At 47.4% G+C, this 23988-nt stretch carries 24 protein-coding genes; 8 read left to right on the top strand and 16 right to left on the bottom strand.

What is annotated here, in order from left to right; all coding sequences use genetic code 11:
- Window positions 1-2 precede the first annotated feature (2 nt).
- A complete protein-coding gene (groES, locus tag ACN083_RS00195; protein ID WP_419100822.1) occupies window positions 3-296 on the bottom strand; it encodes a co-chaperone GroES in 294 nt (97 codons plus the stop codon).
- Window positions 297-530: 234 nt separating this feature from the next.
- On the opposite strand from groES, the gene ACN083_RS00200 reads away from it, so the two are divergent.
- Together ACN083_RS00200 and ACN083_RS00205 are read left to right on the top strand one after the other, a co-directional pair.
- Complete coding sequence (locus ACN083_RS00200) at window positions 531-1823, top strand: THUMP-like domain-containing protein (RefSeq protein WP_419100823.1); 1293 nt, start codon at window positions 531-533, stop codon at window positions 1821-1823.
- A gap of 67 nt (window positions 1824-1890) precedes the next feature.
- Window positions 1891-3054 carry a glutamate--cysteine ligase gene (locus ACN083_RS00205; protein WP_419100824.1) on the top strand — a complete coding sequence of 388 codons (1164 nt, stop codon included), beginning with the start codon at window positions 1891-1893 and terminating at the stop codon, window positions 3052-3054.
- A gap of 4 nt (window positions 3055-3058) precedes the next feature.
- Here the strand turns inward: ACN083_RS00205 and tsaD are convergent, their stop codons facing one another.
- Genes tsaD through alr form a run of 5 tightly spaced genes read right to left on the bottom strand, consistent with a single transcriptional unit; the run spans window position 3059 to window position 7172 of the window.
- On the bottom strand, window positions 3059-4153 hold the full coding sequence (tsaD, locus tag ACN083_RS00210; protein WP_419100825.1) for a tRNA (adenosine(37)-N6)-threonylcarbamoyltransferase complex transferase subunit TsaD: 1095 nt from the start codon (window positions 4151-4153) through the stop codon (window positions 3059-3061).
- The gene (gene rimI / locus ACN083_RS00215) at window positions 4143-4655 is read right to left on the bottom strand and encodes a ribosomal protein S18-alanine N-acetyltransferase (protein ID WP_419100826.1); all 513 of its coding nucleotides are present in this window, start codon (window positions 4653-4655) and stop codon (window positions 4143-4145) included. The genes tsaD and rimI overlap by 11 nt, the downstream gene beginning before the upstream one ends.
- Window positions 4655-5335: a tRNA (adenosine(37)-N6)-threonylcarbamoyltransferase complex dimerization subunit type 1 TsaB gene (tsaB, locus tag ACN083_RS00220; protein WP_419100827.1), complete on the bottom strand. Its 681-nt coding sequence runs from the start codon at window positions 5333-5335 to the stop codon at window positions 4655-4657. Before tsaB ends, rimI begins: the two co-directional genes overlap by 1 nt.
- Before the next feature lie 32 nt (window positions 5336-5367).
- Window positions 5368-5952: a tRNA (adenosine(37)-N6)-threonylcarbamoyltransferase complex ATPase subunit type 1 TsaE gene (gene tsaE / locus ACN083_RS00225; protein ID WP_419100828.1), complete on the bottom strand. Its 585-nt coding sequence runs from the start codon at window positions 5950-5952 to the stop codon at window positions 5368-5370.
- A 20-nt stretch (window positions 5953-5972) separates the two neighbouring features.
- Window positions 5973-7172, bottom strand: coding sequence for an alanine racemase (alr, locus tag ACN083_RS00230; RefSeq protein ID WP_419100829.1), 1200 nt, complete (start codon window positions 7170-7172; stop codon window positions 5973-5975).
- A gap of 202 nt (window positions 7173-7374) precedes the next feature.
- Between alr and ACN083_RS00235 the strand changes: the two genes are divergently transcribed.
- The 3 genes from ACN083_RS00235 (at window position 7375) to ACN083_RS00245 (ending at window position 11130) form a co-directional block, all read left to right on the top strand.
- A complete protein-coding gene (locus ACN083_RS00235) occupies window positions 7375-8577 on the top strand; it encodes a glycosyltransferase (protein ID WP_419100830.1) in 1203 nt (400 codons plus the stop codon).
- 31 nt (window positions 8578-8608) lie between these two features.
- Window positions 8609-9406, top strand: coding sequence for a phosphatase (locus tag ACN083_RS00240; RefSeq protein WP_419100831.1), 798 nt, complete (start codon window positions 8609-8611; stop codon window positions 9404-9406).
- A gap of 248 nt (window positions 9407-9654) precedes the next feature.
- Window positions 9655-11130 (top strand): sugar transferase, encoded by a 1476-nt coding sequence (locus tag ACN083_RS00245; RefSeq protein WP_419100832.1) that lies wholly within the window; start codon window positions 9655-9657, stop codon window positions 11128-11130.
- A gap of 77 nt (window positions 11131-11207) precedes the next feature.
- Here the strand turns inward: ACN083_RS00245 and ACN083_RS00250 are convergent, their stop codons facing one another.
- The 3 genes from ACN083_RS00250 to glmS all read right to left on the bottom strand — a co-directional run bounded on the left by ACN083_RS00250 (window position 11208) and on the right by glmS (window position 14613).
- Window positions 11208-12152: an ADP-dependent NAD(P)H-hydrate dehydratase gene (locus ACN083_RS00250; RefSeq protein ID WP_419100833.1), complete on the bottom strand. Its 945-nt coding sequence runs from the start codon at window positions 12150-12152 to the stop codon at window positions 11208-11210.
- Window positions 12153-12193: 41 nt separating this feature from the next.
- Window positions 12194-12601: a holo-ACP synthase gene (locus tag ACN083_RS00255; protein WP_419100834.1), complete on the bottom strand. Its 408-nt coding sequence runs from the start codon at window positions 12599-12601 to the stop codon at window positions 12194-12196.
- Between the two features lie 128 nt (window positions 12602-12729).
- Window positions 12730-14613 (bottom strand): glutamine--fructose-6-phosphate transaminase (isomerizing), encoded by a 1884-nt coding sequence (glmS, locus tag ACN083_RS00260; protein ID WP_419100835.1) that lies wholly within the window; start codon window positions 14611-14613, stop codon window positions 12730-12732.
- A gap of 148 nt (window positions 14614-14761) precedes the next feature.
- Here glmS and coaA point away from each other — a divergent pair, with 148 nt between their 5' ends.
- The 3 genes from coaA to mscL all read left to right on the top strand — a co-directional run bounded on the left by coaA (window position 14762) and on the right by mscL (window position 17026).
- Window positions 14762-15718, top strand: a complete 957-nt coding sequence (gene coaA / locus ACN083_RS00265; RefSeq protein WP_419100836.1) for a type I pantothenate kinase — start codon at window positions 14762-14764, stop codon at window positions 15716-15718.
- 5 nt (window positions 15719-15723) lie between these two features.
- Entirely contained in the window at window positions 15724-16506 is a 783-nt protein-coding gene (locus ACN083_RS00270; RefSeq protein ID WP_419100837.1) for a M15 family metallopeptidase, read from the top strand.
- Between the two features lie 142 nt (window positions 16507-16648).
- On the top strand, window positions 16649-17026 hold the full coding sequence (gene mscL, locus ACN083_RS00275; RefSeq protein ID WP_419100838.1) for a large conductance mechanosensitive channel protein MscL: 378 nt from the start codon (window positions 16649-16651) through the stop codon (window positions 17024-17026).
- A 171-nt stretch (window positions 17027-17197) separates the two neighbouring features.
- On the opposite strand, the gene glmM is transcribed toward mscL, so the two are convergent.
- The 7 genes from glmM to ACN083_RS00310 form a co-directional block, all read right to left on the bottom strand.
- A complete protein-coding gene (gene glmM, locus ACN083_RS00280) occupies window positions 17198-18556 on the bottom strand; it encodes a phosphoglucosamine mutase (RefSeq protein WP_419100839.1) in 1359 nt (452 codons plus the stop codon).
- Window positions 18557-18581: 25 nt separating this feature from the next.
- On the bottom strand, window positions 18582-19619 hold the full coding sequence (gene ppk2 / locus ACN083_RS00285; protein WP_419100840.1) for a polyphosphate kinase 2: 1038 nt from the start codon (window positions 19617-19619) through the stop codon (window positions 18582-18584).
- A 303-nt stretch (window positions 19620-19922) separates the two neighbouring features.
- Window positions 19923-20420: a 30S ribosomal protein S9 gene (rpsI, locus tag ACN083_RS00290; RefSeq protein ID WP_419100841.1), complete on the bottom strand. Its 498-nt coding sequence runs from the start codon at window positions 20418-20420 to the stop codon at window positions 19923-19925.
- A gap of 32 nt (window positions 20421-20452) precedes the next feature.
- Window positions 20453-20896, bottom strand: a complete 444-nt coding sequence (rplM, locus tag ACN083_RS00295; RefSeq protein WP_419100842.1) for a 50S ribosomal protein L13 — start codon at window positions 20894-20896, stop codon at window positions 20453-20455.
- Window positions 20897-21160: 264 nt separating this feature from the next.
- Entirely contained in the window at window positions 21161-22087 is a 927-nt protein-coding gene (gene truA, locus ACN083_RS00300) for a tRNA pseudouridine(38-40) synthase TruA (protein WP_419100843.1), read from the bottom strand.
- A gap of 83 nt (window positions 22088-22170) precedes the next feature.
- Complete coding sequence (gene rplQ, locus ACN083_RS00305) at window positions 22171-22869, bottom strand: 50S ribosomal protein L17 (protein ID WP_419100844.1); 699 nt, start codon at window positions 22867-22869, stop codon at window positions 22171-22173.
- 109 nt (window positions 22870-22978) lie between these two features.
- Window positions 22979-23971, bottom strand: a complete 993-nt coding sequence (locus tag ACN083_RS00310; RefSeq protein WP_419100845.1) for a DNA-directed RNA polymerase subunit alpha — start codon at window positions 23969-23971, stop codon at window positions 22979-22981.
- Window positions 23972-23988 lie beyond the last annotated feature (17 nt).

A 23988-nucleotide genomic window follows, 5' to 3' on the forward strand; every position in this document is an offset into this window, starting at 1 on the left:
GATTATTTGTTGACGATAGCCAATACGTCGCGTGCGGAGAGAATGAGGTAGTCTGCTCCGCCGAAGGATACTTCGGTTCCGCCGTATTTGGAGAAGATGACGATATCGCCTTCTGCTACGTCTACGGGGATGCGGTTGCCTTTTTCGTCGGTGCGTCCGGGACCAACTGCGATAACTTTTGCTTCCTGTGGCTTCTCTTTAGCGGTATCAGGGATAACAAGTCCGGATGCGGTGGTCTGTTCTGCTTCGAGAATCTGGACGACTACGCGGTCTTCGAGTGGTTTGATGGAGGACATTTTTGCTCCTTGATGTTCTTTTAACATTTCTGATGTTTGAGCTAAATGGTGCTTTTGAGAAAGTGTCGTCGTCGCGGTGCCGATACTTCTTCAAGAATAATTAGCACTGTCAGCTCTTAAGTGCTAACACAAACTTTAGAGCCGTACCCTAGAGAAGGTCAAGAAAACCCGCCAGTTTCGCACACAGCGCATCTATAATATGAGTTCTAGCCCAATATAAGGACACTGACGACTATGAGCACCTCTGTACATCCGGCACCAGCAGTTGAAGAAACTCAAGAAGAGTTAGAAGCAATTGCCCAATTCGTCCCTTACCATACGAGTCAAGCTCTCAATTATGCAACACAATTACGGGCACAAGGTTTCAGTGCAGAAAGTGTTCGCAGGATTTTAGCTCAAGCAAAAAATAGAACGAAAGCTTCCAAAAAATTTGGGGATAGAGCTCATCACATGCTTCTCAGTGAAGCTGGATATGAGCAGGCTACGCGCCAAGCTGTCGCGATGGTACATGCACAACGTTTTGTACAAGCGAAAGTTCATTCTGTTGCAGATTTGGGGTGTGGTATTGGTGCTGATGCACTCTGTTTCGCTCAAGCAGGGTTAGCCGTTACTGCCGTAGATATCGACGAGCAAACAGCTAGTTACGCTCAATATAATCTTGCTGATTTTCCAACAGCACAGGTTTTGTGCGCAGATGTGCAACAACTCGAGCTAAAGGCACTTCCTCATATATTTGGTCGCCCTATTGATGCGTTATGGCTTGATCCGGCACGAAGAACAGTTCAACAGGGTAAAACACAATCACGGACTTTTGACGCAGAAGATTTTTCTCCACCTCTATCGTTCATCCGAGAATTAGCACAAACAGGAATCGCCATGGGCGTCAAAATGGGGCCAGCTATCCCCCACGATCAAATACCTGAAGAATGTGAAGCACAGTGGATTAGCCATCATGGGTCTGTTGTTGAAGTCGTGCTGTGGTTTAACGCGTTAGCACAACCTCACGTTAAAAGAAGCGCGCTCGTCCTTGATAGTGACCCTTTTGAGCCGTCAGTTGTCACTGAGGTTTCTAGCCCTTACCATGAATCTCACAGCCAGCAACAAGCATCTGAACCGCTGTATGAGGTCAAAGAATATATTTATGAGCCAGACGGTGCTTTAATTCGTGCGCATCTTCTCAGCGAAATTATTCGTACCACCGACGCAGAACTTATTGACGAACATATTGCGTATCTGACAAGTTCACATCCTCTGCAGATACGAGGCGTTAAAGGATACCGTGTAGAACAGGTACTCCCGATTAACGACAAACATCTCAAACGCTGGGTACGTGAAAATAGCATCACGACACTCACCATTAAAAAACGGGGAGTAGATATTTCTCCTGAACAGCTACGTATCAAACTCCTTGGAGCCCAAAAAAATACCAAAAAATCGGGGAAAGGGCACCATGGAACACTCATTTTAACGCGTATTGGAGAAGGTAAAACTTCTCGACGATTAGCGTTGGCTGTCTCACCTTTATGACGTCATAAGTACGTAATCCGTCTTTTCTGACCTACCATGGAAAAACACCATCACAGGTAGGAGAACGATGATTCCCTTCGCGCCGTCCGCACCATCCACATTAGGGGTAGAGTGGGAGCTTGCCCTTGTCGACGCTCAAACACAAGAGCTATGCTCTCGAGCGCAAGAAGTGCTAGCACTAGTACAGCAAAAAAACCCCGAATTATTGGACAGTGCTCAGGGCCCTCACCTCACGGGAGAGTTCCTCGATAATACGCTAGAACTTGTCACCGGAGTTTGCACAACCGTGGCAGAAGCCATAGAACAGTTACATCAAGGAGCATTGGCTCTTCAACAGATAACTGACGAGTTAGGGATAGAGTTCTTCTCTGCCGGAACACACCCATTCTCACGTAGTCTTGACCAGCCAGTAGCTTCCAAAGAACGCTATCTCAAGATGCTAGACCGTACCCAATATTGGGGGCGACAGATGGTTATTTATGGTGTTCATGTACATGTTGGCGTCAATTCTCGAGACAAAGCATTACCTATTATCGACGGACTCACCACCTATTACCCTCATCTACTTGCCTTATCAGCTTCTTCCCCTTTTTGGGAAGGAGTAGATACTGGTTATGCCAGCCAAAGAGCTTTAATGTTTCAGCAGCTTCCAACAGCAGGACTCCCTTTCCACTTCGAAAGTTGGGAAGATTATGAAAATTACCTACAAGATATGCTCCATACAGGGGTCATCGATGATCCGAGCGAAAACCGTTGGGATATTCGCCCAGTACCACATTATGGCACCGTGGAGATGCGTATTTGCGATGGGTTGTCTTCGCTCAAAGATATTGCTGCTATCGCAGCGTTAACCCAATGTCTTGTTGAATCTTTCTCACGAAAGCTTGATAAGGGAGAAAGAATAGAAGCCCTCAAGCCTTGGCATGTTCAAGAGAATAAATGGCGTGCGGCACGCTATGGTTTGGACGCTATTATTATTCAAAATAATCGCAATGATGAACGCCATATACAAGAAGACCTACGAGAGCTCATCGATAGGCTCTACCCTATTGCGCACGATTTAGGGTGCACTGAAGAACTAAAGCATCTTGAGACGATTATAAGTTCTGGAGGAAACAGTGCCAGACAACGTCATGTTGCTCAGTCTTCAGGGGGTAATTTACGTGCAGTAGTCAAAGATTTAGTAGCTCAACGAATACGGGATTCTGCATCGGGTGGCATTCAAGCATAGATTCTTACACTGAAATGATCTGCACAGGTAAGGAGGAGTCTGTCTCGAACTCTAGAGGAGAAGGTTTTATCCCCTCCGCAACGAGACGTGCCCCTAATGCCGCTACCATCGCCCCGTTATCAGTGCATAAAGACAGTTCAGGAACGATTAGTTCTACCGAATGTTCGGCGCAACGTTGAGCAAGAAGTTCTCGTAGCCGTGAGTTTGCAGCAACTCCACCGCCTAAGAGCAATGTTTCTAGCCCTTGTTCAGTACATGCTAATAAGGCTTTGTGGGTGATGACGTCTACTACTGATTCTTGGAAAGAAGCAGCAATGTCGGCAACAGGGACGCTTTCTTCGCGTGCTTGATATCCTTCAATAACTCGCGCAACGGCTGTTTTGAGACCGGAGAAAGAAAAATCGTAACGGTGGGGTCCAGGCGCCTCGGCTGTCCCCATAAATTTTCGAGCAGAAAGTCCACGTGGGAATCGGAAAGCCTGAGGATTGCCAGAACGACTAGCTTGGTCAATAGCGGGACCGCCAGGATAGTTAAGACCTAAAAGTCTGGCTACTTTATCGTAGGCTTCCCCCGCCGCGTCATCGAGGGTAGCGCCGAGAAGACGAACATTCGAGGTGATGTTGTGTACAGCAAGAATTTCGGTGTGCCCGCCAGAGACAAGGAGCGCTCCAAGACCGCGTTCACAGAGCTGTCCGAGCTGGAGTGTGCCGGTTGGTTGGTCAAGCAGTCCGACACCAACGTGAGCGACGAGGTGGTTAATACCGTATAGGGGTTTACCGGTAGCAGCAGCTAACGCTTTAGCGGCACAGACCCCCACGATAAGAGCCCCAGCAAGACCTGGCCCTGCAGTAACAGCAATAGCGTCTATTTCGTCTAAACCCACTTGAGCTTCGTCAAGAGCTTGCTGTATTGCTGGAATCATTGCTTCGAGGTGGGCGCGAGAGGCAATTTCTGGAATGACTCCCCCGAAGCGGACATGTTCTTCCATGGATGAAGAAACCGTATTGCTCAGGAGAGTTGTTCCTCGTACAATACCAATTCCTGTTTCGTCACAGGATGATTCAATTCCTAGTACAAGAGGTTCTATGCTATTGGTCATGGTGCTTTTCTTCTTGGAGAGGTTCGACGGCTTCGAGGTCTTTCATCATTATCAGAGCGTCTACGCCATCGTTATAGTATCGTTCGCGACGGTGTACGGGTAAATACCCTTGAGCTACATATAAGTTTTGAGCAGCAGGATTGTCGGCTCGTACTTCTAACATGACACGTTGTGCCCCCCGAGCGCAGGCTTGTTCATGCAAGGTTTCTAAAAGCCAGGTGCCGTAACCGCAACGTCTTTTGGACGGACAAATAGCTAAGGTCTGGATGTCAGCAGTATCAGCTACGGTCATAACTCCGGCATACCCAATAATTTTGTGGTCTTGTTCTAACACGATGTAGTAACGAGTCGGATGTTGTACTTCTGCTAAGAACATTTCTATCGGCCAAGCATCTACGGGGAAGAGTTCGCACTCTAACCGATGTATTTGTTCGATATCAACAAGTTCTAATTCTCTTAGTACCACAGCTGAGCCATCTGAGGCGGTTCTCGTCTGGTTCATTAGGCGGTTCCTAACGCCACCATAGACTGAGGAACTTTTGCATCAGATTCACGTAAATAGAGTGCACTCGTTTCTGTTTCTAGACGCTGTTCTCCCAGACGCCATGCAGCTTGTAGTAAGTCAATAGCGTCAGGCTGAGATTGAGTAAACTCAGGAACAGCGTTAAGAAGGTTAGAGTATAGTCCGGCACCAGCACCGTAGACTGGCAGATTTTTAAGGTTTTGAGCAGACCCCACCGTTGGTTCACCGCATAGCTGATACCCGCAAGCGGTCAGTTCAAATTCTGCTGAATAGACTTCTCTACGTCGGGCATCAGTAGCGACGAAAAAGCGATGATATTGGTGTTTTTGGGCATGTTCATATGCTGATTCTGCGATAGCGTACAGGCTCATGAGACCGTAGCACCGAATATGGTGAGCGAAGCTGAGTGCTCGAGCTGTCATGATTCCAGCACGTAACCCCGTAAAAGGTCCCGGTCCTCTGCCGACGAGCACAGCATCAAGGTTTTCAGCTTTGACGTGAGCTTGTTCTAAGGTTTGGTGCACATATGGAGCCATGACTTCAGCATGTGAACGAGTATCTGAGGTTTTACGCTGGGCTAAGAGCTTGACCCCATCGGCAGTCCATTGGCCGAGGGCGACAGATGCGGTAGCGGATGAATCTAAAGCAAGTACAAACACGTTATCTAGTCTAGCGGTTTCCTTAGCAAAGATTATTGTTGAGCGTTCAAGACAGCCGAGAGTGCTTGCATTATAGCGTTCCAGTTCGTGCTGTCCCACCGAGGCCCGTATCCACGAATCATCATAGTACGTGGCTCTGAGCTGTGTTCATCGGCGTCATCGTCGCTAGAGGTCTGTTGGAACGGGATTTCTCCGTCTCCTCCGGTTGCCCGAATGATGTCTATCTCTAGGCGAGAATCACTGAGGTGTTCGACTTTATGTTCTCCCCACTCAACAACCGTCACCGAGCGTTCTAGAGAATATTCGAGGTCAAGGTCATCAATTTCTTCGGCACTGCTCAGACGGTAAGCATCTACGTGGACGAGGTCAGGCCCACCTGGGCGAATACCGTCAGGAAGGTTAGGATGCACTCGAGAAAGGACAAAGGTCGGAGAAATGATTCCGTCACGTACGCCGAGCCCCTGCCCAAGGCAACGTGTAAAAGTCGTTTTTCCGGCTCCTAATTCGCCGTTGAGTAAGATGAGGTCTGCTGGTTGTAGTAGTGGTGCTAAGGCTTCTGCAATCTTTTGGGTGTCTTCTATAGAAGACAGTTCGAAAGTTACGGTCTGGTTCATCATATTCTTTGTTCTGTGTTTTTTTAGGGACGGTAGACTCGTGGAACTCGAGCAGAAATACGAGTGACAATCTCATAGTTGATAGTCTGAGCAGCGTCAGCCCAAGCTTCTACAGGAGGGTTTTCACCATCTCCGAAGATGACAACGCGAGCGTCTAAGTATCCGTGCTTATCCTCTGATAATCCGGCTTGGCCAAGATCTATCACCATCTGGTCCATGGCAATTCTTCCAACGACAGTATGGTTTTGTGCTGGATAGCCTTCTCGGTAGATACGCACTGGTGCGTTCTGTGCGATACGAGGAATACCATCTGCGTATCCCATGGGGATGAGTGCCAATGTTGTCGGTTGTGAGGTGCGGTAGTTGAGCCCGTAAGAGACTCCTTGTCCGGCGGGGACTTCTTTGACTGCACTAATGTATGTTTGCAGTGTCATTGCTGGTTGCAAACCCAGTTCTTGTGAGGTTTTACCGTCAATAGGACTCAGCCCGTAAAGTCCAAGACCGACTCGCACGGTGTTACCGAGTAGTTCTTGTTCGTAGAGTCCTTCTCCTGCGCATAAGGTTCCGGGTGTATTGGCCAAGTGGATGTATTTGGGGTGTAGTCCTAGTGTTTGGGCTTGTTGTATGGCGTCCGAGAAGTTTGTTAGTTGTTGTTGTGTTTCGGTGATACGTTGAGGTTCATCTGCTACGGCGAGGTGTGAGAAGATGCCGCAGACGTTGATAAGACCTTGGTCTTGATATTTTTTGGCGCGGACGAAGAATGTTTCCCATTGGTCGGGGGTGCATCCGTTACGCCCTAAGCCGGTATCTATTTTGAGGTGGACGTGAGCAGTTTTATTCAGTTGTTCTGCAGCTTGTGCGATGTACTCGAGGTCCCACCCAGAGCTGCCTAGTTGGACGTTATGTGCTATGGCAGCTTTGAAAGGTGTGCGGGGTGTGTGGAGCCATGCAATCAGGGGCGCTTCAATTCCAGCTTCTCGGAGTTTGAGAGCTTCGCTAACGTGTACCACTCCAAGGATGTCAGCGCCAGCTTCTAACACTGTTTTTGCTACGGGGACTGCGCCGTGTCCGTAGGCGTCTGCTTTGATAATGGCGATTAGTGTTCGGTTTCCAATATTTTTTCGGATGGTTTGAACGTTGTGTCCGATAGCGTGGGTATTGATGATGGCTAGACGTTCGAGGTCGTTTTCATCTGGGTGATATTTTGAGGGTGTTTGTTGCATGGTTGGACTCCTGAGGTTTGTGGTTTTTAGTATCTCATGTTCCTCTATTGGTGGTGTAGTGCATCCTATTCGTGACGTATCTTAAGGATAAATAGGTGCGTCTGTGTTTATTGTGCAATACAGTAAAAAGGTGCAGCACGATACTACAAAGTTTTTTTCTCAGCTTAGTTTTTCTAACTCTTCTAGGATGCATCTTCATATTATGTCGATGCATACTTCTCCGTTAGATCAGCCTGGTACCGCGGATGCTGGTGGAATGAATGTGTATATTCTTCGTTCTCTTCAGGCGTTGTTGAAGCTGTATCCGGACTTGTCGGTGGAGGTTTTTACGTTAGATACTTCTTCTTCTCCTTCAGAGTCAGTGCAGGTATCTGAATTTTTACCTCGGACACTTATACATAACGTTCGTGTGGATTCTGCTGTAGGCGCAGCAAAAGAACAGCTTCCATTAGTCGTCGATGATTTTGCAATGGCTGTATCTCGTTCAGCGGTAAAAAAGCCTGATGTGGTGCATTCTCATTATTGGCTCTCAGGTATGTGTGTTCTTTCTTTGCGAGAGATTGCATGGAAGGATTATTCTGTGCCGTGGGTACATACCATGCACACAACCGCCGCCGCTAAGGATGCTCGTTCTGGGCAGGGTGAAGATCGTGAGCCTCAGGCTCGGTACGAGGGTGAGCAGATGATATGTCGAGAAGTTACATCTTTGGTGGTTAATACTGTTGATGAAGCTCAGCAGATGGTGCGTTGGTATGGGGTGCAGAAAGAGAAGGTTGTCGTCATCCCTCCGGGTGTTGATACTCATGTTTTTCATGACGTAGTACCGTCTCACCGTGCTCATGAGGGTTCTTCTTCTCAATGTTTTCTGGTCTTTGCAGGACGTCCTCAACCGTTAAAGGGTGTGCATATTTTGGTGGAGGCGCTTGCTCTTTTACCTCCTGATATATCTATAAGGTGTGCTTTTATCGGGCAGGGTAGCCCTGAGTATCATCGACAGCTTGTCTCTCGTTCCCAAGAGCTAGGTGTGGATGAGTGTATTGATTTTTATCCTTCATGTCCTCCAGAAAAGTTGGCGGAGTTTTTCCGTCAGGCGGATATTGTAGCGGTTCCTTCCTCTTCTGAGACTTTCGGTTTGGTGGCGTTAGAGGCTCAAGCCTGTGGTGCTGCGGTTTTAGCAAGTGATGTTGATGGTCTCAGAAGCGCTGTTGCAGATGGCGTTAGTGGAGTGTTGGTTGCTTCGCGCACTCCTGAGGCGTGGGCGTTTGCTTTAGAGCGGATGGTTCGTTCGCCACAACGTAGGCGTTTATTGGGGCACAATGGTGTTCAACGTGCGAGGGTGAAAACATGGGAGCATAGTGCAGAAGATATGCTTAGCTTGTATAGAACTCTTATGAGTTTGGCGTAGAAAAGTTTCTGTTTTGTCGAAGGAGCGCAATATGTATCCTCAGGGTGTTGGTGTTCAACATTTTACGATGTCTGATGATGAGTTTATGGCGTATTTAGATGCCTCTAAAATTACGGGTGAGGTTGCGACTCCTCGAGAGAATAATCTCAGCCATGTTCAGGGGTTTATTGACGGTAATGAACATTTAGAGTTTGGGGTGAAATGGACTCGCTCTTGGACGTACGACGATGTTTTTGAGGTGATGACTCGTCGAGTGGGCATCGTAGATGACCCGCAGTATCGTACAGGTCAAGATACTATTAGCGCTCGTTTGTGTGTTGAGGCCTTGCGCCGTTACGCTCGTATTTTTGGTACTGCGGTCCGTGAGAAGAAGTCGCTTCTTTTTGCGACGGGGCACCCAGCTGGGCTGTTTCCGATTTATGCGCAGATGGCATATGCGGCTCGTTCTCGTGGGGCGCAGGTTCTGAGTATTCGCGAGGGTGAACGGTTTTTAGATGGGGATCTTCGCCAGATTTTTGATGTCGTTGTTTTTGAGCAGTATGGGGGGCTTCAGCATACGCATTTTCCTGGGCCTATGTCTCTTGCGTTGTCTCAATTATCTGAGCGTGGTGTTGTGCCTGATTTGGTCATTGCAGATCACGGTTTAGCAGGTTTTGCGGCTTCTGCTGGTATTGACACTATTGGTATTGCTGATTGTAATGATCCGGGGCTTTTCGTTTCTGCTGAACAAGGTCATATTTTGGAGGTTGTTCCAATGGATGACAATGTTACTCCACATTTATATGCCCCTGTTATAGAGTTTATTCTCACAGAAGCGGGGCTTAGCTAAGCGTCAGTTCATCATGTTTGTGTCTATTTACCTTAATGAGATTCATTCTTTAAGGAAATTTTGTCCACATTTATCCTTCTTCTTGATGTGATGTGCCTGTTTACTGCACCTATAGGATTATCATGGGGGGAAGCGCAATAACGTCAGATAGCGTATTATTCACATACTGATGTTTTACTAGGAGATACAAATTTTTAGGGGTGTCTCTTAGGTCTTTATGTTAGGGAAATATTCGGGGGAATCTTCAGGTGGCTAGCAATACCATCATTAAACAACGTTGGTCAGAAAACCGCGGTCTTAAAACCTGGCAACCTAAAGTTGTTGCGGCCTTATGTCTCTGCGATGCTCTGGTGATTACGTTCACCATCATTTTTTCACATATTGTGAGTTTTGGTTTCAATAACGCTGAAGTGCTCGGTCGTTTTGGTGCGTCGTGGAATTATACTGCTACGGGTTTTGTTCTTGCCATTTTATGGTTTATCACACTTGATATCTCTAATTCTCGCAATATCCGGTATCTAGGACAAGGAACCGATGAGTATCGTCTAGTTTTCAAAGCTACTACCTATTTCTTCTGCGGCTTAGCTATTTTTTCGTACATGACGAAGGTAGATTTTGCCCGCACCTATATTTTTATAGCCTATCCTCTAGGGGTCGGACTACTATTAGCTGCTCGATGGAGTCTACGTCGCTACCTCGTTCATTGGCGTCGACGCGGACGTGCTCTCACCCGTGTTTTGGTGATTTCGGATACCGAGTCTGGTAAACATCTTTACGATATTTTGACAGAAGCTCAACTTTCAGGTTTAAATCCGGTTGCTTTTTATCTACCTGGATATTCCGAAGGAAAAGTCATCTCCGATGTTGAAGCTCCAATTCTTGGTTATAGCACGGACTCCCAAGAAATTCTTAGAGTATGCGTGGAGAATAATATTCAAGCCGTTGCAGTATCTTCAGGGCATAGGCTCACCCCAAAACAGTTGAGAACTTTGGGATGGGATCTTGCGGCTTCTCATATTAAGCTTATTCTGGCCCCAGCCATGACTGATATCGCTGGACCGCGTATCCATACCCAGCCACTTAACGGCGTTCCTCTGATTCACGTATCAACCCCTCGTATGGAGGGTTTCTCTGCCCTTGTTAAACGCACTATTGACATTGTGTGTTCTGCGTTAGGCCTTATTATTTTGGCTCCTTTACTGATTGTTGTCGGTATCATTATCAAGCTAGATGGAGGACCAATATTTTTCTTCCAAGAGCGAGTAGGCTACCGTGGTGAGACGTTCAAGATGGCAAAGTTCCGTTCCATGGTGACCAACGCTGAGGAACTCAAAAAAGAGCTAGAAGGTCAGAATCAAGGAAATGGTGTCCTCTTCAAAATGGCAGACGATCCTCGTGTGACCAAAGTTGGAAAGTTCATCCGGAAATATTCCATCGATGAATTACCTCAACTATGGAATGTGCTTGTTGGTGACATGTCCTTGGTGGGCCCTCGTCCTCCATTGGAAACTGAGGTCAATCAGTATGAGGAAGAAGCATATCGCCGTCTACTAGTCAAACCAGGTATTACTGGTCTATGGCAGGTTTCTGGACGATCTGACCTCTCATGGGAAGAATCTATTCGCCTAGACCTATACTATGTTGAGAATTGGTCGATTATTGGTGACTTTATTATTCTCTTCCGCACCGTACGTGCAGTCTTTGCGAAAAAAGGCGCCTATTAGCATTCTTAATATCTTTAAAAAATTGGTGGGTTTCCAGAGCTGGAAACCCACCAATTTTTATTACCGTCACAGAGGTATCACAGGAATGTCTCTGAAATAGCCTGCGCTATATATTCTGTCACTAGGCTAGGTGGTGTTGGACCCCCGTATTTGCTACTATGAACCTTCTGCGCTGCCTGATGATGAATTGCTACAGCGCTTGCGGTAACACGCAAAAAATCTACAGCTGACAACGATAATTCTTGTTCTCTGGCATGAGCCTGGTGTGTGGCAAGAAACGAACCGATAATTCCGCTTAGGGTGTCTCCACTTCCTGCTGTGGCTAGCCAACTATGGGGCGCTTGAAGAGCATAACCATGCTCATATTCGGAGTTAGCGATATAGCTAGTATGCCCTTTGAGAAGTACCGTTGCACCCGTTAGCTGAGCAGTGTGCCTAGCCCAGTATCCGGGGTTTTTGAGAATCTCTTGTTGTGGTGGGACTTCTTGTGAGTTGTACTGATTCCACAAGGTTGGGTTAAGCGAAGCAATCCAAGTAAGCATTTGATGCAGTTCGCCAGCGTGAGGAGTCACAATACGAGGAGCCTGAGATGTACCGTTCAGGGCAATAGCTTGAGCAAAATAGGGTAACGCTTGAGCATCTAATACTGCCGGAATCGGTTCAGCAATGATTCGTTCGAGAAGTTCTTGTCGTTCTTCTCCTGTGGCGCCAGAACCTGCACACCACGCGTCAGGGGTAGGCATCTTCTCACGGTCTGTAGTACATACAGCTTCTGGAACGTGTATATGTATAAGGACGTTGAGGGCTTCAGCCCCAAGGAAGCGCACCATACCCACCCCGCTGTATACCGCAGCTTTTGTGGTCAGCAATCCAGCACCAGGATATTCTGAGCTGCCTGCGACAATACCTAAAACTCCACGAGTGTATTTATGGTCAGAGGGGGTGGGCAGAAGTATATCGCTTTGGAGGTTTTCACGAGAATATGTTTTGTAGTATTCGTCTATGCCTGTTAAATAATCCATATCGACCGTCCATCCTTGAGATCTTTTGAAGTTACTCGGCGCTAGTTACTCTTTTTAAGATGTTCTATGGTTCTGAGAAGTTTTAGTTCTTCGGCGCTAAGATGTTCTGCTATCACCATAGCAGTGGCTATTGGTTCATCGTGGCTTAGCGTTATATGCCAGCGGTTGATAGATAATTTTTCGGCATAGGATTTGACCGTCCCCGACAGAAGCAGTTGAGGCTCTCCGCTAACGTTATTTACGATAGAGCAGTCTTTCCATGACAGCCCTGATGGTGCCCCTAGAGCTTTTGCAACAGCTTCTTTAACAGCAAAACGTGCTGCCAGTGAGCGTATCGGTTTTTGCTGTTCTTCTTCGCTGAAGAGTCGCTGGCGTAATGCCGGTGTTTTATGGATTATTTTTTCGAATCGGTCGATATTGACAACGTCAATGCCTGTCCCAATAATCATCTACTACTCCCCCATGCTTCACCCTAATAAGTCAGGGGGTGGAGAACCATTATTCATGGTTCTCCACCCCCTGAAGAATTCACCTCAACGGTACTACAAGGATTTTGTCCCGTTGATGGTTTGCGATTCTATTCCACTGTCACAGATTTTGCCAAGTTACGTGGCTGGTCAACGTCTAAGCCTTTAGCTCCGGCAAGTGCACATGCAAAGATTTGCAGTGGCACAGTTGCCAGTAGAGGCTGAAGGAGAGCTGGGCACTGAGGGTAGGTGATGACATGGTCAGAGTATGGGAGAACTGCGTCATCGCCTTCCTCTGCAATCACCAAGGTTACTGCGCCACGTGCTCGTACTTCTTGGATGTTAGAGACAACTTTAGAGTGCAGAGAGTCTCGTCCACGAGGTGAAGGAACAACAACGAAAATAGGTTGTCCTTCTTCGACAAGAGCAATAGGTCCGTGTTTCAGCTCGCCGGCTGCGAAGCCTTCTGCATGGATGTAAGCAATCTCTTTGAGTTTAAGAGCGCCTTCAAGTGCCACGGGGAACCCGACGTGACGGCCGAGGAACAACACAGACTTAGCATCTTTCATGGAGATACCAAGGTCTTTGATTTGTTGTTCTTTAGTGAGAAGTTCTTGAATTTTCTCGGGCATCGCTTGCAACTCGCTCAAGACCTGCTGAATCTCATCTTTGTACATATTGCCACGAAGCTGAGCAAGGTAAAGACCTAGCAGGTAGGCTGCTGCAATTTGTGACAAGAACGCTTTCGTTGAAGCTACAGCAATTTCTGGCCCGGCGTGGGTATATAGTGCCGCGTCAGATTCACGTGGCAAGGTTGAGCCGGTGGTGTTGCAGATAGAGACAACTTTTGCGCCTTGTTCTTGTGCGTGTCGTACTGCCATCAGAGTATCCATCGTTTCCCCTGATTGTGAGAGAGAAACAACAAGGGTTTTCTCATTAACGATGGGGTCACGGTAACGGAACTCGTGTGCTAGTTCAACTTCTGTGGGGATACGGCACCAGTGTTCGATTGCGTAACGTGCCACCTGTCCAGCGTATGCAGCGGTACCGCATGCTACAACGATAATTTTATCGATAGAGCGAAGGATACTGTCATCAATCTTTAGTTCGTCGAGAGTAAGGTTTCCGTTTTCGTCAAAACGCCCCATAAGGGTGTCTCGTACAGCAGCTGGCTGTTCATGGATTTCTTTTTCCATGAAGGATTCGTATCCGCCTTTTTCTGCTGCGGCAGCATCCCACTCAATATCGAAAGGTTTACCTTCTGCGGGGTTTCCTTCGAAGTCGATAATAGAGTAATCATTTCCCGTGATGGTTACGATTTGATCCTGTCCCATTTCGACGGCACGCTTGGTGTAGTCGATAAAACCAGAGACGTCAGAGCCGAGGAAGTTTTCGTTTTCGCCGAGTCCAATGACCAATGGTGAGTTACGACGAGTCGCTACTACGCGGTCAGGGAAGTCCGCGTGGATAGCAAGAATGGTGAAGGCACCTTCAAGCCTATTAGAGGCTTGGCGAATAGCTTCGGTGAGATCTTTTTCTTCGAGGTTGTTATAGATATCAGCAATGAGGTTTGCTGCGATTTCGGTGTCTGTTTCAGATAGGAACTGAACGCCTTTAGCGCTGAGTTCTCCACGAAGTTCTGCGAAGTTTTCGATAATGCCGTTGTGAACGATGGCTAAACGGTTGTTATCAACGACATGAGGGTGAGCGTTAGAGTCATTGGGTCCGCCGTGGGTTGCCCAACGAGTGTGTCCAATGCCGATATGAGAATCTGCAATGGGGTTTTCTTCGACCTCTTGGATGAGGTTAACTAGTTTTCCTGCTTTTTTACGGAACTCGATGCCTGCATCGCCGATGACAGCAATACCGGCGGAGTCGTATCCGCGGTATTCTTGGCGACGGAGCCCTTCAAGGACAACATCATATGAGTTGTGATCAAATTTTTTACCGTCTGGGGTAGAACCCAGACCAACATATCCTACAATTCCACACATACAGCTAATACTACCTGAGAACCGTGAAAATTTTAGGTGTGTGCCACGCGCAGTGTTGGACACTCATTGTTCTTTTATCTTCTGACACGTTCTTGCTAAAGCCCTTATATTGGAGTTTTTCTAGGTGAAGAGAACTAAAATATGTTCAATGAGCTCAGCCCCTTTATTATCGCGACACTCACCGTTTATGGAATTAGATCGTGCCACGTGGTCGCGTCTTTCCTCAGAAATTGAGGTTCCACTTAGCGAATCTGAAATTGAACAATTACGCGGGTTGGGAGAAACTCTCGATGTCGAAGAAGTGCGTAATGTGTATCTTCCGTTGTCTCGCTTATTGAATCTGTATGCCAATTCCACCGCATCTATTAATCGTATGACCAATGATTTTCTTGGGTTATCACAGCGTCGTGTTCCTTTTATTATCGGGGTTGCAGGTTCTGTAGCAGCTGGTAAGTCAACCACCGCACGCCTACTTCAAGCATTGCTTAGCCGTTGGCCTTCTACACCAGATGTTCAGCTTATTACAACAGATGGATTCCTCTATCCCAATGCTGAACTTGAACGCCGTGGAATTATGGCGCGTAAAGGTTTTCCAGAATCTTATGACCGTCGGGCACTTTTGCGTTTTATTGCTGATGTAAAGTCTGGTGTTCCTCAAGTGAGTGCACCAAAGTATTCACATCTGTTCTACGACATCATTCCTGATGAAAAAATTGAGGTAACCTCACCTGACGTTTTAATCGTGGAGGGGCTTAACGTCTTGGCTCCACCTAAATTACGAGGTCAAAGCCAAGCAGCATTGTCATTGAGCGATTTCTTTGATTTTTCTATTTATGTTGATGCTCGAACAAGCGACATTGAACGCTGGTATATTGATCGTTTTTTATCGTTGCGTGATCATGCTTTTCAAAATCCAGATTCATATTTTAATCGTTATGCAGACCTTTCAGATGATGAAGCAATAAAAATTGCAACATCAATTTGGAGGAGCATTAATGAACCTAACCTCTTAGAAAATGTTCGTCCGACAAGGGCACGTGCAAAGCTGATTCTTTCTAAAGGAGCAGATCATAGTATTTCTCGTGTGCTCTTGAGAAAGAATTAATGTTGATGACAGGCTCTCGTTCTTTTGACCGTCGATGGTTTTTATCGGCTGCGGCAGCTCTTCCTTTATGCTCATGTACCTCTCATATTGAACAGGCTCAAGAGTATAAAGAATCATCTCAACGGGGTCAATTGAGGCAAAAACCCACGGTAGGTTCAGACCCGGTAGAGTCGCCACAGGTGGAGGAGCCTTCGTTGAAGGCAGAGTCTTCAGACGATCATTTTCAGTCCGATTCTTTATCTGTTCTCGTGAACAAGCACCACCCGCTTGAACCGATTCACTATCATCCACAGGATTTGGTATCTTTTGGGCCAGTACTACTACGTGCAGAAGCTGCTGAACACGCTCAGGCGCTGTTTCTCGAGGCAACACGGCAGGGGCTATCCCCTACAGCGTTGAGTGGCTACCGATCATATGAAGACCAAGTTAACACCTACAAGCATTGGGTCAACACATACGGTAAGGAACAAGCTGATACTGCCTCTGCTCGTCCTGGGTATTCAGAACATCAAACAGGTTTGGCTCTTGATATTGGTTCAGCCTCAGGAGGCTGCAATCTTGCAGTGTGTTTTTCTCAAACTCCCGAAGCTCAATGGTTTGCTCGTCAAGCTCACCGTTTTGGCTTTATTCTGCGTTTTCCGTATTGGAAGCATGAGCTTACTGGCTATTTCTATGAGTCATGGCATTTTCGATATATCGGGGCTGCTGAGGCTCAACGATACTATCAATCTCACGCTGATTGTTTAGAAACATTTTGGGGTTTTGGTCCGGCTCCTACATACCTCTAAATGAACAAAACTAATATTTTTTTCAAAAAGTAGGATAGGTCAATATCCCATGTCACACCATGTGATGAAATACACCATTTTCAAGAGAAAATATCTTTTCTAAACGTTCAAATTAGTTCAGGACAAAGATACTCTTATATACATGCTTAATGGATTTAAAGATTTTATTACCCGTGGCAATGTCGTCGACCTCGCAGTAGGTCTTATCATCGGCACCGCCTTCACCGCAGTTATCACCGCACTAGTTGAATCTGTCATCATGCCTGCAATCGCAATGCTTGTTGGCTCCCCCAGCTTCGACGATTTCCTCGTATTCGGCGAAATCAAGATTGGTGTATTCCTCACCGCAGTCGTGAACTTCCTCCTCATCGCAGCAGCTGTTTACTTCGCAATCGTTACCCCCATCAACAAGATGAACGAACGTCGCGCAGCTAAAATTGCAGCTGGTGAAGAAGAAGCAGAAGAAGTTGATCCTCAGATCGTTCTTCTCAAGGAAATCCGCGACGCTCTTTCCAAGTAACCTTTATTGAACTAACACAATAAAATACTTAAAAGTTACTCCCCATATCTTGTACAAGATATGGGGAGTAACTTTTTCCCTTTTTCCTTTTGTGCATCAGAACCGTCTGAGGTTCTAATGCATATAGGGGATTCTTATCTATGATGTGTTAGAGAAGAATCCCCTTGCCACTTACAAACCCAGTTCTCGTTTGACGATATCAGCTAAATAGGCTGCTAAACGATCAGCAGTCTCTTGCTCCGAGGCTTCTACCATGACACGAACCAAAGGTTCCGTTCCCGATGCGCGGAGCAAGACACGGCCAGTTTCACCGAGCTCCGCTTCAACCTCTGCAATAGCTTGTTGAAGCTTCTCACAGGTTGCAACACCATCACGGTCGACTCCCGGAACATTAATCAGGCATTGAGGAGTTGCCTTCATGCGGCTAGCCAGTTCTGAGAGAGGAAGGCCTGTACGAACAATTTCTGCGGCAAGTTGCAGACCGGTGAGCACACCGTCACCGGTAGTTGCATAATCACTCATAATGACATGCCCAGATTGTTCGCCGCCAAGGTTGTATCCTTGAGCGTTCATCGTCTCAAGAACATATCGGTCACCTACAGAAGTACGCTCCAATTTGATACCTTGTTCTCGGAGATATAGTTCAAGTCCCAAAGAACTCATCACTGTTGCAACGAGGGTGCTATCTTTAAGCTTTCCAGCCTCATTCATCGCTACCGCAATGATTGACATGATTTTATCGCCGTCAACAAGGTTGCCTTGTTCGTCTACTGCGATGCAACGATCAGCGTCACCATCATGGGCAACACCAAGATCCGCTCCATGTTTAACGACCATCTCCTGAAGCTTTTCTGGGTGAGTAGAACCAACACCATTGTTGATGTTAGTTCCGTCAGGAGCGGCAGCAACAACCTCGATATCAGCACCTAATATGCGGAAAGCATCTGGCGAAACACCTGAGGCTGCACCGTTTGCGCAGTCGAGGACAACTTTCAGACCGTTGAGGCGTTGATGGCCAGGAATGGTCGAAAGCAAGTGCGTCACGTACCGGTCTTCACCATCAGTGAGAGGACGAATACGCCCCACTTCCCCACCGGTGGGGTACCTGAACTCTTTGGAGCGGTATAGCGCTTCAATCTCATCTTCGATGGCATCATCGAGCTTCTTACCGCCTCGAGCAAGGAATTTAATCCCATTATCTTCAGCAGGATTATGTGAAGCTGAAATCATCACACCAAAGTCTGAACCTGTAGCCCCAACCAAATATGCTGCTGCTGGCGTGGGAACTAAACCAGCATCCCACACATCAACACCAGAAGCAGCAAAACCAGCCATCATCGCAGATCCGATGAACTCACCGCTAATACGGGAATCATGGGCGATAAGTGCCTTGGGTCGGGTACCTTTTTCTACCGTATTGAACCCTAATACGATGGAGGCAGCCTGCGCGAGCTCTAGAGCCATACTTGGCGTAATGAGCTCATTCGCTAGACCGCGTACACCGTCGGTTCCAAATAATCTTTTCGACATCACTGGCTATTCTACGCCTTTTAGTCTAATTATCCTCGTCTTTGAGAATTGGAAATCCTTCTGGATTTTCAGGGTCTTCATCGTCAAAGACTGCAGAAGCAGGACCAATAATCAAAGAATCAACGTTACCAACAACATCTTTATCTTTATTGGGGTAATCAAATTGGCTCAAGACATGACGCATTGCCTCAAGTCGGGCACGTTTTTTATCATTAGATTTAATAACGGTCCATGGAGCATCACCAGTGTCTGTATAGAAGAACATTGCTTCTTTTGCTTCAGTGTAGGCATCCCATTTGTCCAAAGAGGCTAAATCTGTAGGTGAGAGTTTCCACTGACGGACCGGATCGGTACGACGAGAGTTGAAGCGAGCTAGCTGTTCTGCACGAGTCACTGAGAACCAGAATTTGATGAGTTTAATACCAGAGTTCACAAGCATACGCTCTAAATCTGGTACTTCACGCATAAATTCGTAGTACTGCTGCGAGCTACAGTAGCCCATAACACGCTCAACTCCTGCACGGTTGTACCAGGAGCGGTCCATCATCACGATTTCTCCACCGGCAGGAAGGTGGGCAATATAGCGTTGGAAATACCATTGGGTTTGTTCTATTTCGGTGGGTTTCTCTAGCGCCACAACCCGTGACCCGCGAGGGTTAAGATGTTCGGTAAAACGCTTAATGGATCCACCTTTACCGGCAGCATCTCGGCCTTCAAAGATGATGAGGATTTTTTGTCCGGTTTCTTTAACCCACAATTGTAATTTCAAAAGCTCAATTTGCAGGGCTCTCTTCTCACGCTCGTATTCTTTACGTGAAAGTTTTTTATCGTAAGGGTAACCCTTTTTCCATGCATCAGAGTCACTACTTTGACCTGAAAGTTTCTTCGTCAATGAAGCAATTTCATCTAGCTCAGCTGAATAGTCTTCAACGACAGAAACGCGACGTACCTCTTTTTTCAAAGCAGCTTTAATAGCTTCTTTCTGGTGAGTATCGCCTCCTGAAACTGAAGGTTTTTCAACCTTAGCTTCGGTATTCTCGTTGTTTCCATTGGTAGCTACCATAGCTGCCCTCTCCGTTGAGTTTCTTTTGGTTCCATTCATATTCTAAAGAGCTTTAGAACTGAGACACAGTGTTACTGGCACATACACCCTAATTAGCGGGTGTGTTGGATGAACCAGCACACCCTTTCCATCCTACTCTGCTATCTTGAGGCAGAGGATTTTTTGCTCATAGAATGAAATCAATGGTGAAGAACAATTCCGATACCAGAAAATATATGCTTTGAATACGCCAAAGGCAGGATCTCCTCTTTGGGAAATCCTGCCTTTGAACAGTGTAGAGCTCGAATGCTCTCGTTGCGAAGATTAACGCTTGGAGAACTGTGAAGCTTTACGTGCCTTCTTAAGACCTGCCTTCTTACGTTCGATAACGCGTGCGTCACGGGTAAGGAAGCCAGCCTTCTTCAAGGTAGGACGGTTGTTCTCAACATCGATTTCGTTCAATGCGCGTGAGATACCTAGGCGCAAAGCACCTGCCTGACCGGAAGGTCCACCACCGTGGATACGTGCGATGACGTCGTATGCGCCTTCAAGTTCAAGAATCTTGAAAGGTTCGTTAACCTCTTGCTGGTGCAATTTGTTAGGGAAGTAGTTCTCGAGTGCGCGACCGTTAATGGTCCACTGGCCAGTGCCAGGTACAACGCGAACACGAGCAACTGCTGCCTTACGGCGACCAACTGCTGCACCTGCAACGGTGAGCGCTGGGCGGGATGCTTTTGCCTCTTCTGCTACGGGAGCGGAAGATTCAGAAGTGTAGCTGGTTAGCTCTTCTTCTACTACGATCTGCTCTTCATTCTGAGCCACGATTTCTCCTAATGTTCTTTCGTTGGCCCGAATTACTGGGCGACCTGAGTGATTTCGAAGGTCTTAGGCTGCTGTGCAGCATGCGAGTGCTCTGCACCTGCATAAACCTTAAGATTTTTCAGCTGCTGTGCTGCAAGCTTATTTTTAGGAAGCATGCCTTTAACAGCTTTCTCTACAGCACGAACTGGATTTGATTCCAAAAGTTCTGCGTAAGAAACTGACTTCAGTCCACCCGGGTAACCGGAGTGACGGTAAGCACGCTTTTGTTCTAGTTTTGCACCGGTTAGTGCAACTTTGCTTGCGTTAACGATGATGACAGAATCGCCAGTATCAACGTGAGGAGCAAAAGTCGGCTTGTGCTTTCCGCGCAGCAGTGTTGCGGTCTGGCTGGCAAGACGACCCAGGATTACGTCAGTAGCGTCAATGACGTGCCACTGGCGTTCTACTTCACCGGGTTTCGGAGTGTAAGTGCGCAAAATTTCGCCTTTGTCTCGTTTGAACAGTTGGCGCTTAGTTGGGTATCGCGCCTAATTACTTATATGCGGTCAACAGGGTTTGGGTGAGGACCAAACGCATCTGCTGTTCTTATATCCTGTACGCTTCACAAATACTTGCTCTGCAACTGAGCTATTTCTGAAGGTATTTCAACCAGGACAGAACACGCACAATATATAAGACTATACATGAGCACAGCCAGTTAATCCACAGGAATCTCTTTTAATTTCGAGTTCCCCATCACATCAAAGCTCTCGACGAGCTCTAGCCTGACGAGCTTGCGTTTCAAAAGCTGCTTCTTCAGGATAGGTAATCTCAGATAAGGCCAGCCCCCATGGTGGCGCAAGACGTATCTGAGAGTCTCGCAACGGGTTTTTGACTCTATCCCCTAGCCACTCACCATCGTGAGCACCAGAACCGACCAAAACTGCTGCAGCAATCAAGGAACGAACCATATGATGACAAAAAGCATCAGCTCTAATATCAGCACGAATCAGGCCTTGTTCTGTGCGATGAAAGCTCAACTCACGTAGTTGCCGAATAGTTGTTGCCCCCTCACGAGGCTTACAAAATGACAAAAAATCATGAAGCCCCAATAACCTCTCACACGATTCATTCATCAAGGCAACGTCCAACGGAGTATCTACCTGCCACGCTAAACGACGATACAAAGCAGAATCCCCAAAACAACTACTCCCATCGTCAATTAGGTAACGATAAGAGCGCCCAGTAGCAGAAAAACGAGCATCAAACGTGTGGCAGATAGCAGAAACCGCAAGAATGCGGATACTTCCGTGCAAAAAACCGTTAAAACGAGTAGGCAGTCCCAGCTCTTTTTCAGCCTCAGTGAGTACCCTTGCCAGCACTCCCCTAAGACGACGATTCAACGCCTCAGCCGGCAAGCTTTGGCTCCGCCCAGGAAGACTCTCCCAGCGATTACGCTCAATATCACAATGAACAACCTGATGCGTAGCGTGAACGCCAGCATCTGTCCTACCGCCGACAACCAGACGAACAGGAGTGCGAATAATCATCTCAAGAGCTTGCTCAAGACAGCCCTCAACCGTCACAAGCCCAGGCTGCTTTGCCCAGCCTGCGAAGGGAGTGCCATCATATGCTAAATCGATACGAACACGCTGGTAGTTATCTTCTGCAATATCCACGTATGTCATGATTCTCCTGCACATAGAAAAACTCTGCCGTCCATAGTCTAGCTACGGACGGCAGAGTTTAGCTAAAAGCTATTTGAGGTGAATTATTCAGAAACCTTCTGAGCTGCTTCGCCACCTGCAGGTGCGTAACCTGCAGCTTTAGCGGACTCAGGGGAATCGAACCAGATTTCAGCCTTAGTGCTGGTGTACCAGCGTGAGCCAGGAACGTGATACTTCATGGAATCAGCGTTTCCTTTAACTTCAAAGCCTTCAGGAGCTTCGCCGTTTTCCAAAGGAGCATGTGCGCCAGCAGGAAGAGCGCCGTTATCTGTTGCCGCTTCAGGTGCAGCAGTTTCGGTCTCAACCGGTGCAGGTGCTTCTTCAGCAACAGCAGCAGAGTTCTTTGCAACTGTGGTTGCTTCGGCTACAGCAGAAGCAGCGGCTACGGGCTCCATTACCAATTCGATAACAGCCATAGGAGCGTTGTCGCCCTTACGGTTACCGATTTTGGTGATACGAGTGTATCCACCAGGACGCTCTGCCATAGCAGGAGCGATTACGGTGAATAGTTCGTGAACCACGGATTTGTCGCTGAGGGAACGTAGAACACGACGGCGTGCAGCCAAATCGCCTTTCTTCGCGAAAGTAATCAAACGTTCTGCAACAGGACGCATACGCTTTGCTTTAGTAACAGTGGTGGTAATGCGCTTGTGCTCAAAAAGCTGCTGAGACAGGTTGTTGAGCATGAGGCGCTCGTGTGTAGGGCTTCCGCCGAGGCGAGGACCCTTAGTGGGAGTAGGCATAATTATTTCTCCATGGAATTACTGTTCCATCGCTCCTTTGCGAAGAGTGTGGAACCAAGTTTGTGACCTGAGGTTCGTCTCACCGTAGTGAGGGGTATCCGAACCGGGATTAGAAATCGCCGTAAGCGTCGTCGTCGTGCAAACGTGAAGCGAGCTCGAAACCGGGAGGTGAGTCTTTCAACGCAAGACCAAGCTCAGTGAGCTTCGCCTTGACTTCATCGATAGACTTTGCACCGAAGTTACGAATGTCCATAAGGTCAGCTTCACTGCGAGCAACAAGTTCACCCACGGTGTGGATGCCCTCACGCTTGAGGCAGTTATATGAACGAACAGACATTTCCAAATCTTCAATCGGAAGAGCAAGATCAGCTGCCATTGATTCGTCTGCAGGAGACGGACCAACCTCAATACCTTCTGCAGCAGTATTAAGTTCGCGGGCTAGGCCGAAGAGCTCTACCAAAGTGCTACCTGCCGATGCCACAGCATCACGAGGAACGATAGCTTCCTTGGTTTCGACGTCCAAAATTAGGGAGTCGAAGTCGGTACGCTGCTCAACACGAGTTGCGTTAACGCGGAAAGTAACCTTCAACACAGGAGAGTAGATGGAATCGACCGGAATACGACCGATTTCGCCATCACCGGTTTTGTTCTGAGCTGCAGAAACATAGCCACGGCCACGTTCAATAATGAGCTCAGCATCAAAGTTTGCGCTGGAGTTTAAGGTTGCAATGTGCAACTGTGGGTTGTGAATTTCCACGCCGGCTGGAACCTCAATATCGCCTGCAGTGAGTTCGCCTTCACCTTGCTTACGCAAATAAGCGACGACAGGCTCGTCATTCTCAGAAGAGATTGAAAGCTTTTTGATGTTGAGGATAATCTCGGTGACATCTTCGGTAACACCAGGCACGGTGCTGAATTCATGCAAAACACCATCGATGCGGATGCTGGTTACAGCTGCACCTGGAATTGATGAAAGCAACGTCCGGCGAAGGGAGTTACCAAGGGTGTATCCGAAACCCGGTTCAAGGGGTTCGATGGTGAAGCGTGAGCGATTTTCCGCTACGACCTCTTCACTCAGAGTGGGGCGCTGTGCAATGAGCACGATGTTTCCTTTCAGTG

The sequence above is a fragment of the Rothia sp. CCM 9418 genome (assembly GCF_048512825.1).
Classification (GTDB): Bacteria; Actinomycetota; Actinomycetes; order Actinomycetales; family Micrococcaceae; genus Rothia.